The organism is Oscillibacter sp. CU971 (assembly GCF_905219725.1).
In the GTDB taxonomy this organism is placed as follows: Bacteria; Bacillota; Clostridia; order Oscillospirales; family Oscillospiraceae; genus Oscillibacter.
In genome coordinates this window covers 1-9458 of record NZ_CAJMXG010000111.1, presented here as the reverse complement: position 1 = coordinate 9458, position 9458 = coordinate 1, and the positions used below count along the sequence as shown (strand labels likewise).

Below are 9458 nucleotides of genomic sequence, written 5' to 3'. Positions count from 1 at the left end.
GACATAGAAACAGCTCCTTTGCTCTTGAACTGTCTCTATGATAAGGCTTGTCCCCGTCGAAACCGAAACATTCCTGCATCGAAGTCTTACCATTTTTGCATCGAAGCTGCATCGGTGGGCTCGCGGCCATAGCTTACGGAGATTTCCTTGTCCACGGCGGCCCAGTCTACCGTAAAGCTGAAATACAGATCGGTCCAGTGCCTTGTAATCCAAAAGAGGCTCTTGCAGTCCGCCAGCCGGAAACACGCGACGTCGCCGGTGTCCTCCTCCGGGGTGTAGTCCAGCCCCAGCCGGTCCAGAATCGCCTTCCCCAACTCCAGGGAAGAGACGCTGCACGGGATACCCTCAATGCTGACATTGTTGAACGTCAGGCCGACGATCTGCCCGCTTTCCCCGTCCACCGTGGCGGAGAGGTAGGCCTTCTGGTTTTTGTCATGGGTGGAGGCCGTGATGAAGCTGGCGCTGGAGAGGTCCGTCTGATCCCGGAGATAGTGCCGGGACCATTCCCAGGAGTCGCCGTCGATCTCCAACAGCAGCGTCCGCGCCGCGGGCGAGAGGAGGCTTCCCAGCTCAGCCAGGTCCTCCCGGAGCTGTGCCATGGCCCGGTCCCGCTCCGCGCCCTCCAGCTCATGGCTCATGATGGTGATATTTTCCGGCATTTCCTGCCACTGGACCAGGAGCCAGAGCCGCCCCGGCAGGTCCGGGGGCTTGAAGGGGAAGTTGCTGTCCTCCGACAGGTCCTCGGCGTGGACCGTGCCGGTGAGCTTGCTGTCCTCCAAGGTGGAAAGCCGCAGGGGCAGCAGGGCCAGAGCCGTGACGGTCAGCGCCGTCAGGATGGGGAAGAGCCAGTTTTTCCAGTTTCGCACGGCAGTTCCTCCCCTCCTTTCCAAAGCACCCGGACCCGGGTGCCCCGGCCCGGCTCGCTCTCAATTTCCAGCTCCCCGCCGTGGAGCTCCACAATCCGGCGGCACAGGGCCAGCCCCAGCCCCGCGCCCCCCTGGGCCCGGGCGCGGGACTTGTCCACCATGTAAAAAGCCTCCGTCACCCGCTCCAGCTCCTCCGCCGGGATGCCCTTGCCCTGGTCCGTCACCTGGACGCAGCAGTTTCCGTCCTCCAGGGCGAAGCCCTCCAGCAAAATCTCCCCGCCGTCCTCCATGGCCTTCCGGGCGTTGTCCAGCAGGTTCATGCAGACGGTCTCCATCAAATCCGGCTCCATCCGCGCCGTCACCGCCTGGGACTGAAGGGTGAGCCGGATGCCCGCCTGCCGGAGGGGCGGCTCCATGGCCCCGGCCACCCGGCGGAGGAACGCGTCCAGGGGCACGGGCCGCAGGGGGAAATCCTGCCGTCCCAGGACGATGAGGTCCAGCAGCTTCCGGCTCAGGGCCTCCAGCCGCCGTCCCTCGCCGAAGATATACCCGGCGCTCTCCCGGACCTGTTCCTCCGTGGCCGGGCGGGAGCGGAGAAGGTCCGCGTAGCCGATGATGGACGTCAGGGGCGTTTTGATCTCGTGGGCAAAGCTGCCGATGAAGTCCTCCTGACGGCGCTGAGCGGCCTTCAGCTCCGCCACCTGGCGTTGGATGCGGTGGGCCATGACGTTGAAGTCGGCGGAGAGCTGGGCGATCTCGTCGTCCCCGTCCACCCGGACCCGCTGGCTGAGCTCCCCCTCCGCCATCCGCCGGGCGGCGGCGGAAAGGCGGGCCAGGGGCCGGGCCAGCATGGCGGCCACCGCCAGGGACAGGCCCCCCACCGCCCCGGTGAGGACCAGCATCAAGGAGAAGAAGCTCCGGTACTGCTCCGACCGGGATTGGAACAGTTCTCCCACCTCCCGGCAGTTTTCCAGGTAGAGGATGCCGTCCTCCAGGGCCAGGGGGCTGGCGGCGTGGAGGTAAATCCGCCCGTCGGCCAGGGCGTTCATGACCCAGCCCCGCTGCCCGGCGGGGAGCTGGGAGGTGAGGCCCGCCGCCTCCACCGGCAGCGCGCCGCTGCCGCCCAGGGCCGTTCCCGCCTCGTCGCTGAGGCGGAAGGAGACCGTCCGCCCCTGGCCGGTGGTGATGCTGATGCCCCCGGCGGCTTTGGCCAGCTCTTCCCGGCTGTACAGGGGGTTGAAGGCCAGCTCCTGGGCCAGGGCGAAGCGGAGNAGGTCGTTTTCCTCGTACAGCGCCGCTACCTCCCGGTCCAAAGAGGCGCGAAACTGGGCGTGGATGAGGGCGTAGCCCCCGGCGGAGCAGGCCAGGGCCGTGATGAGGACCATGCTGCAAAAGAGCTTCCAGAATAATTTCACAAAAAGCCTCCTTTTGGGTGGGAGCGAACCGCANGGGCGGACCTGTGTGTCCGCCCGCTTCCGTCATGCCGCCCCTACACCTCCAGCCGGTAGCCCACCTTATAAACCGCTACCAGCCGGTTCTCCAGCCCCAGCTTCTTCCGCATCCGCTGAATGTGGAGGTCCACGGTCCGGCTGTCCCCCAGGAACTCCTCGCCCCAGACCTTTTCATAGATTCGGTCCCGGTAGAGGGCGATGTTTTTGTTTTGCAGGAAGAGCAGCAGCAAATCGTACTCCTTGGCGGTCAGGGCCACGGGGGCCCCGGCCCGGCGCACGACGCGGCTGGCGGTGTCGATTTCAATGTCCGGCGGCAGGGAGAGGACCCGTCCCGTCTTTCCGCAGCGGCGGAGGACGGTTTCCACCCGGGCCAGCAGCTCCATCAGCTCGAAGGGCTTGACGATATAGTCCTCCGCCCCCAGGCGCAGGCCCTTCACCCGGTCCTCCAGCTCTCCCTTGGCGGTGAGGAAGATCACCGGCACCTCCAGGCTTTTGCAGTATTCCAGCACCTCGTAGCCGTCGGCCTTGGGCAGCATNATGTCCAGCAGCGCCAGATCGAAGGGCTGGGCTTCCAGCTTGTCCGCCGCGTCCGCCCCGTCAGGGGCCCAGGCGCAGCGGTAGCCCGCCCCCTCCAGGGCGGTGCGGATGAGGTTGGCGATGGGGGCCTCGTCCTCGGCAATGAGGATTTTGTTCACGGAAATCACGTCCTTTGACAAGATGCCTGTTTGGAGTATAGTTTGTATCGTCCTTCCATCATTCTTGCATCATGAACCGGAGAGGGGGCTTTGGCATAGACTGTCGTAGCCCCAATCGAAAGGAGGACGCCGGAAGCGTGCTTCCGGCTGCATATATGAATCAGAATCAGAATATGATGCGGCAATTCTCCTCTCCCACCGCCTGGAACGGCCGGTCGGGAGAAGCTGTCATTCCCCTGCCTAATCCCGGCGAGGGCGGGCCTGTCTACCCCGGCAACATGGACGGAGGCGAGGCCGTGATTCCCCTGCCCAACCCCGGCGAGGGCGGCCCGGTTTACCCCGGCCCCGGCGGCGGAAATCAGACCTGGCCCTGTCACGGCGGAGGCTGCGGCGGGATCATCGTCCTGCCCGGTGTCATCGGCGGCGTGTGGCCCGGCGCGGCGAAGGTCCGCTTTTTGAACGCGGGCTACGGCTATCCCGCCTTCCGCGTTTTCGTCGGCAACCGCCGGTTTGTGAACGTGCTGAACTACGCCTCCGCCACCACCTACGGCCAGGTCAACGCCGGTTACCAGACGGTGACGGTTACGGGGACCGACGGCTATGTCTACATCCAGAAAACCATGCCCTTCCAGTCCAACGGAATCACCACCATCGCCATCATCAACACCGCCGGGGGCCTGGACCTGATGCAGATTACCGACAGCTGCTGCCCGCCCACCAACGGGTATTCCAGCTTCCGCATCGGGAATCTGGCCTATAACAGCGGCCCCCTGGACGTGATCATGAGCGACGGCCGGGTGGTCTGGGCGGACCTGCGGTTTAAGGAGGTCCCCGCCTTCAAGCGCATCATGCCCGGCACCTATCAGTTCTTCTACGCCGACACGAACCTGACGCCCATGCCCTCCGGCCTGGACATCGAGACCATGGACTCCGCCTGGCTGGGGGCCTATCCGCCGCACGAGACTTTCGGCTCGCTGTACCTGGACGTGACCAGCAACGCGATTTACAGCGTCTATCTCCTCCAGAGCGGCAGAAACCGGAACAACATCCAAAACCTGATTTTGATGGACCGCTAAGGCAAAACGCCCGCGCCCAAGACGGCGCGGGCGTTTTTCTCAGAACATGAGGATTCCCAGGTGCTCCAGCAGGATTTTCAGGCCCATGAGAATCAGGATAACGCCTCCCGCCAGCTCCGCCCGGGCCTTGTAGCGCAGGCCGAAGACGTTGCCCACTATCAGCCCCAGGGCGGAGAGGAGGAAGGTGGCGGCGCCGATGAGGGACACGGCGGAGAGGATATGCACGTCCGGCAGCAGAGCGAAGGTGACGCCCACCGCCAGGGCGTCGATGCTGGTGGCCACGGCCAAGAGGAACATGGTGCGGAGGCCGAAGGAATCGTCGTGACATTCCTCGTCCCCGGAAAGGCTCTCCCTGACCATGTTCCCGCCGATGAAGGCCAGGAGGACGAAGGCGATCCAGTGGTCAAAGGCGCTGATATATTGGTCAAAGGCGGAGCCCAGCAGGANGCCGATGGAGGGCATCAGCGCCTGGAAGCCGCCGAACCAGGCGCCGGTGAGGAGATAGTGCCGGGGCTTCAGCCGCTGGACGGACAGGCCCTTGCAGATGGAGACGGCGAAGGCATCCATCGAAAGGCCGGCGGCGATCAGCAGCAGTTCCAAAATATCCATGGAGGAGCCTCCCTGTATATGTAGTTTTTAGATGATACCACAACCATATTCCGGCTGTCAACGAATATGAACCGGGCAGGGGAAAAATGGCCGTTTCCGCACGCTTGACATTTCCGCCGCTTGGTGTTATAGTGTCTTTGTCAAATTGGCTGTGACGGAGACGGGGCCGCCGGAAACGCCCAGAGAGGGACGCGCATGCTGAAAGCGTCCCGCGCCGAACGCGGAGCCTCCACCACTCCTGAGCCGCCCGGGATAACCGGACCGGGCCCTCCCGTTACCGAGGACGCGAGCGGCGGTCCGCATCCGGGCCGCAAGCAGGGTGGAACCGTGGAATGCGTTTTTCGTATCCCACCCCTGATTCTTCATCAGGGGTGGGATTTTTTGCCCCGCCCCGTAATACAAGGAGGAATTACCATGAGTGAAGAAAGCAATCTGTATACCTTTGAAAACGAAACCTACCGCAAGACCTACTGGCACACCTGCTCCCACATCCTGGCCCAGGCGGTGAAGCGGCTGTACCCGGAGGTGAAGCTGGCCATCGGCCCCTCCATCGACGAGGGCTTCTATTACGACATGGACTCTCCCTTCCCCTTCACCCCGGAGATCATGGAAAAAATCGAGGGCGAGATGCGGAAAATCTGCAAGGAGAAGCTGAAGCTGGAGCGCTTCGAGCTGCCCCGGGCGGAGGCCGTGAAGTTCATGGAGGAAAAGGGCGAGCCCTTCAAGGTGGAGCTCATCAACGACCTCCCCGAGGACGCCGCCATCAGCTTCTACAAGCAGGGCGAGTTTACGGACCTTTGCGCCGGTCCCCACCTGGATTCTACAGGACGTGTAAAGGGAAATGCCATTAAGCTGACGGCNTGCAACGCCGCCTACTGGCGGGGGGATTCCAGCCGGGAAACCCTCCAGCGCATCTACGGCATCGCCTTCCCCAAGAAGGACGAGCTGGACGAATACCTCAAGCGCATTGAGGAGGCCAAGAAGCGGGACCACCGGAAGCTGGGCAAGGAATTGGGCCTGTTCATGCTCCGGGACGAGGGCCCCGGCTTCCCCTTCTTCCTGCCCAAGGGCATGACGCTGAAAAATACCCTGCTGGACTACTGGCGGCAGGTCCACAAAAAGTACGGCTACGTGGAGATCTCCACCCCCATCATGCTGAACCGCCAGCTGTGGGAGCGCTCCGGCCACTGGGACCACTACAAAAACAACATGTACACCACCGTCATCGACGAAGTGGACTTNGNGGTGAAGCCCATGAACNGCCCCGGCGGCATGCTGGTCTACGCCAGCGAGCCCCACTCCTATAAGGAGCTGCCCCTGCGGGTGGGGGAGATCGGCCTGGTCCACCGGCATGAGCTCTCCGGCGCCCTCCNCGGCCTCTTCCGGGTCCGCTGCTTCAACCAGGACGACGCCCACGTCTTTATGACCCGGGAGCAGATGCAGGACGTTATCCAGGAGACGGTCCGCCTCTTCGACGAGGTCTACTCCACCTTCGGCCTCAGCTACACCATTGAGCTTTCCACCATGCCGGAGGACCACATCGGCACCGTGGAGGAGTGGGAGCGGAACCAGGACATTTTGAAAGCCGCCATCACCGACATGGGCAAGGACTTTGTCATCAACGAGGGAGACGGCGCGTTCTACGGTCCCAAGCTGGACTTCCACCTCTCCGACTCCCTGGGCCGGACCTGGCAGTGCGGCACCATCCAGCTGGACAGCCAGCTGCCGGAGCGCTTTGAGCTGGAGTACACCGGCGAGGACGGAGCGAAGCACCGCCCCGTCATGATTCACCGGGTGGTCCTGGGCTCCATCGAGCGCTTCATCGGCGTGATTACCGAGCACTTTGCCGGGGCCTTCCCCCTGTGGCTGAGCCCTGTCCAGGTGANGGTCCTCACCGTTACCGACCGGGCGGACGCTTACGCCGCGGAGCTTGCCAAGACCCTGGACGAGCTGGGCTTCCGGGTGGAGACCGACGTCCGAAACGAGAAGATCGGCAAGAAAATCCGGGAGGCCACCCTGGAGAAGGTCCCCTACATGCTGGTGGTGGGCGACCGGGACGTGGAAAACAAAACCGTCTCCGTCCGCACCCGGGGCGGCGAGGACCTGGGCGCCATGAGCCTGGAGGCCTTTGCCGCAAAGCTGCGGGAAGAAGTGGACAGCAAGGTCATTCTGTAAACCAAACGTATAAACGCAAGGGACGTATCCGTTTTGGATACGTCCCTTGCGTTTGGCGTGCAATTATTTGTGAGGTACGTGCCAGATGTTGTCGGCGTACTGGGCGATGGAGCGGTCGGCGGCGANGATGCCGCTGCGGGCGATGTTGTGGAGGCTCATGCGGTTCCACTTGACGGGGTCGGCGTAGGTCTCCACCATGCGCTTTTCCGCCTCGCAGTAGGACGCGAAGTCCGCCAGGAGCAGGNACTCGTCGGCGGGGCTGCCGCCGAGCCCTAACAGGAGCCGCTGATAGAGGTCGTCGTAGCATACACCGTCCCGGAAGCCGGTGCGAANGGNATCCANGGCCCGTCGGAGCTTCTCGTCCCGGTTATACCAACGCTGGGGCACGTAGCCCTCTCGCTTGAGGGCCTCCACCTCGTCGGCGTGGAGGCCGAAGAGGAACATGTTCTCGTCTCCCAGCACCTCATGCATCTCCACGTTGGCGCCGTCCAGGGTGCCCACGGTCAGGGCGCCGTTCATCATGAATTTCATGTTTCCGGTGCCGCTGGCTTCCTTGCCGGCGGTGGAGATCTGCTGGCTCACCTCGCTGGCGGGCATCAACACCTCCGCCAGGGAAACCCGGTAGTTCTCCAGGAAGACCACCTGGAGCTTATCCTTGCAGACGGGGTCGTTTTCGATCTGGTCCGCCAGGGAGTTGATCAGGCGGATGATCCGCTTGGCCACCTCATAGCCCGGGGCCGCCTTCGCGCCGAAGAGGAAGGTGTGGGGCTGGGTGATGGCGTTGGGATCGTCCCGCAGCTTCTGGTACAGGGCGATGATGTGCAGCACGTTCAAAAGCTGGCGCTTATACTCGTGAAGCCGTTTGGCCNGAACGTCGAANNTGGCGTCGGGGTNCAGAATGACGCCCCGGCTCCGCTTGGCGTGAACGGCGAGGGCCTCTTTGTTTTTCCGCTTGATCTCCGCCAGCCGGTTCAGCACGGTCTGGGCGTCCGCGTAGGCGTCCAGCTTCTGGAGGACGGAGGCGTCGGAGAGGTAGGCGTCCCCACCGGTCAGCTCTTTGATGAGGCCGTCCAGGCCGGGGTTGATCTCGCTGAGCCAGCGGCGGTGGTCAATGCCGTTGGTGACGTTTTGGAACTTTGTGGGCTCCATGGCGCAGGCGTCCTTGAAGACGTCGTTGCGCAGGATGTCGGAGTGGAGGGCGGACACGCCGTTGACGGCCATGCCTCCGGCGATGCACAGGTTCGCCATGCGGACCTGCCCGTCCCAGATGATGGCCATTTCCTTCGTTTTGGCGGGGTCATGGTAGAAGGACTCAACCCGCTTCTGCCAGCGGTTGGAGATCTCCTGAATGATTTGCCAGATACGGGGCAGACGGCGCTCCATCAGGGTCTGGGGCCAGCGCTCCAGAGCCTCGGCCAGGACGGTGTGGTTCGTGTAGGCCACGGCGTGGGTGGTGATATACCAGGCGTCGTCCCAGTTCATTCCNGTGTCGTCAATGAGGACCCGCATCAGCTCCGGAATGACCAAAGTGGGATGGGTGTCGTTGATTTGGATGACGTTTTTCTCATGGAAGTTTTTCAGCGTCNCATAGGTGTCCAGGTGCTTGGCGGTGATGGACTGGATGGTGGCGGAGACGAAGAAATACTGCTGCTTGAGACGGAGGGATTTGCCCTCGATGTGGTTGTCGTCGGGGTAGAGGACCTTGGCGATGGTTTCCGCCATGGTCTCCTCCTCGGCGGCTTTCAGGTACTCGCCCTGGCCGAAGAGGCTCATGTCGATGGCCTTGGTCGGCCGGGGGTCCCACAGGCGGAGGACATTGACATGCCCCGTGCCGTATCCGGCGATTTCCATGTCGTAGGGGATCGCCTGGATTGTGGTGGCGTTTTCATTGACCGTGTGGAGATGGCCGTCCGCCCAGAACTCCCGGACGGTGCCGCCAAAGGAAACCATTTGCGCTTCGGCGGGCTTGGGCAGCAGCCAGGCCGCGCCCAGGTCCTTCCAGTGGTCGGGGAGTTCCACCTGCTGGCCCTCCACGATCTTCTGCTTGAACAGGCCCAGCTCGTAGCAGATGGAATAGCCGGTGGCGGGGATCTCCAGGGTGGTCATGGAATCCAGATAGCAGGCGGCCAGGCGCCCAAGACCCCCGTTGCCCAGCGCCGCGTCGGGCTCCATCTCGAAGATGTCCCCGGCCTTGAAGCCCAGGTGCTCCAGGGCCTCTTTCAGCTGAGGCAGCAGATCCAGGTTATAGGCGTTTTTCATCAGGCTGCGGCCGATGAGGAATTCCATAGACAGGTAGTGGACCTGCTTTTTCTTGTTCTGACGGGTCTTCTTCCGGGTTTCAACCTCCCGGAGGGCCATCATGTCCCGGAGGACCAGGGCGCTGGCCCGCATCATTTCGCCGTCGGTGGCCTCATCGGCGGCTTTGCCGAAGTTAGTCATCAGTTTGGCGGACAGGGCTTCTTCCAGTTCTTTCGTCGTAATCGATGCCATAAGCGTTTTCACTCCGCAGACTTTTTCTTGCCGGCGGTTCCTTTCTTTGAGGTTGACTTCTTTTCGGTTTTCTTCTCAGCTTTGTCAGCTTTGGAG

7 protein-coding genes are annotated in these 9458 nt (G+C 62.9%); 2 read left to right on the top strand and 5 right to left on the bottom strand.

Annotated features, from left to right (window positions below; all coding sequences use genetic code 11):
* Positions 1–86 precede the first annotated feature (86 nt).
* The 3 genes from JX325_RS09040 to JX325_RS09030 all read right to left on the bottom strand — a co-directional run bounded on the left by JX325_RS09040 (position 87) and on the right by JX325_RS09030 (position 3012).
* Complete coding sequence (locus JX325_RS09040; protein ID WP_204790832.1) at positions 87–866, bottom strand: hypothetical protein; 780 nt, start codon at positions 864–866, stop codon at positions 87–89.
* Positions 830–2281 carry a cell wall metabolism sensor histidine kinase WalK gene (locus JX325_RS09035; RefSeq protein WP_204790831.1) on the bottom strand — a complete coding sequence of 484 codons (1452 nt, stop codon included), beginning with the start codon at positions 2279–2281 and terminating at the stop codon, positions 830–832. Before JX325_RS09035 ends, JX325_RS09040 begins: the two co-directional genes overlap by 37 nt.
* A 74-nt stretch (positions 2282–2355) precedes the next feature.
* On the bottom strand, positions 2356–3012 hold the full coding sequence (locus tag JX325_RS09030; RefSeq protein ID WP_204790830.1) for a response regulator transcription factor: 657 nt from the start codon (positions 3010–3012) through the stop codon (positions 2356–2358).
* A 155-nt stretch (positions 3013–3167) separates the two neighbouring features.
* Here JX325_RS09030 and JX325_RS09025 point away from each other — a divergent pair, with 155 nt between their 5' ends.
* Positions 3168–4088 (top strand): DUF4397 domain-containing protein, encoded by a 921-nt coding sequence (locus JX325_RS09025; RefSeq protein WP_204790829.1) that lies wholly within the window; start codon positions 3168–3170, stop codon positions 4086–4088.
* Positions 4089–4127: 39 nt separating this feature from the next.
* Here JX325_RS09025 and JX325_RS09020 read toward each other — a convergent pair whose 3' ends face one another.
* The gene (locus JX325_RS09020) at positions 4128–4697 is read right to left on the bottom strand and encodes a manganese efflux pump MntP family protein (RefSeq protein WP_204790828.1); all 570 of its coding nucleotides are present in this window, start codon (positions 4695–4697) and stop codon (positions 4128–4130) included.
* Positions 4698–5111: 414 nt separating this feature from the next.
* On the opposite strand from JX325_RS09020, the gene thrS reads away from it, so the two are divergent.
* Positions 5112–6872, top strand: a complete 1761-nt coding sequence (gene thrS / locus JX325_RS09015; protein WP_204790827.1) for a threonine--tRNA ligase — start codon at positions 5112–5114, stop codon at positions 6870–6872.
* Positions 6873–6935: 63 nt separating this feature from the next.
* Here thrS and JX325_RS09010 read toward each other — a convergent pair whose 3' ends face one another.
* Positions 6936–9362 carry a glycogen/starch/alpha-glucan phosphorylase gene (locus tag JX325_RS09010; protein ID WP_204790826.1) on the bottom strand — a complete coding sequence of 809 codons (2427 nt, stop codon included), beginning with the start codon at positions 9360–9362 and terminating at the stop codon, positions 6936–6938.
* Between the last annotated feature and the right edge of the window lie 96 nt (positions 9363–9458).